The organism is Polaromonas sp. P3_C2, from assembly GCF_056402675.1.
Window position 1 is genome coordinate 1 of the sequence record NZ_JBFUGX010001003.1, and the last position, 1,078, is coordinate 1,078.

1 protein-coding gene is annotated in these 1,078 nt (G+C 59.3%); it reads right to left on the bottom strand.

Annotation, left to right across the window (positions count from 1 at the left end; translation table 11 throughout):
- Nucleotides 1–141: 141 nt before the first annotated feature.
- Nucleotides 142–1,077, bottom strand: coding sequence for a type IV pilus twitching motility protein PilT (locus AC1DWI_RS24150; RefSeq protein WP_477726040.1), 936 nt, complete (start codon nucleotides 1,075–1,077; stop codon nucleotides 142–144).
- Nucleotide 1,078 lies beyond the last annotated feature (1 nt).

Consider the following 1,078-nt stretch of genomic DNA (forward strand, 5'->3'; position numbering starts at 1 on the left):
GATCGGTGACGGTGGTTCTCTCTTCAATCAAGCAGGGGCCGCGGAACCGGCTTTGCCGGGCCGCAGGCGCAGCGGCCTCATACGTAAGGAAAGGGGCAGCGCGCCGTAGGCTCGAAGTGACAAGCGTGGGGGCCATAGCTTCTAGCCGGGGAAGTTTTCCGGGATTTTTGCCTTGCCGCGGGCTTCGGCAGCAGAAATCACATTGCGCTTCACCAGCTCGGTCAGGTTCTGGTCCAGCGTCTGCATGCCCACACTGTTGCCGGTCTGGATGGATGAATACATCTGGGCGACCTTGGCCTCGCGGATCAAATTGCGGATGGCGCTGGTGCCCAGCATGATCTCGTGTGCGGCCACGCGGCCCGCACCATCCTTGGTTTTGCACAGTGTTTGCGAAATCACGGCCTGCAACGACTCGGACAGCATGGAACGGATCATTTCCTTTTCCTCGGCCGGAAACACGTCGATGATCCGGTCGATGGTTTTCGCGGCGCTGGAAGTATGCAGCGTGCCGAAGACAAGGTGGCCCGTTTCAGCGGCCGACATGGCCAGCCGGATGGTTTCCAGGTCACGCATTTCACCCACCAGGATGGCGTCCGGATCTTCCCGCAGGGCCGATTTCAGCGCGGCGTTAAAGCTCAGGGTGTGTGGGCCGACCTCGCGCTGGTTGATCAGGCATTTTTTGGATTCGTGCACGAATTCGATCGGGTCTTCCACCGTCAGGATGTGGCCGTACTCGTTTTCGTTCAGGTAGTTGACCATGGCGGCCAGTGTGGTCGATTTGCCCGAGCCGGTGGGGCCGGTGACCAGCACCATGCCGCGCGGTTTCATGGCCAGGTCGCCAAAAATCTTGGGGGCGTTGAGCTGTTCCAGTGTCAGGATTTTGGATGGAATGGTCCGCAGCACCGCACCGGCGCCGCGATTCTGGTTGAAGGCATTGACGCGAAAGCGGGCGAGGCCGTCGATTTCGAACGAGAAGTCGACCTCCAGGAATTCTTCATATGTTTTGCGCTGGGTGTCGTTCATGATGTCATACACCATGGAATGCACCTGCTTGTGGTCCAGCGGATCGATGTTGATG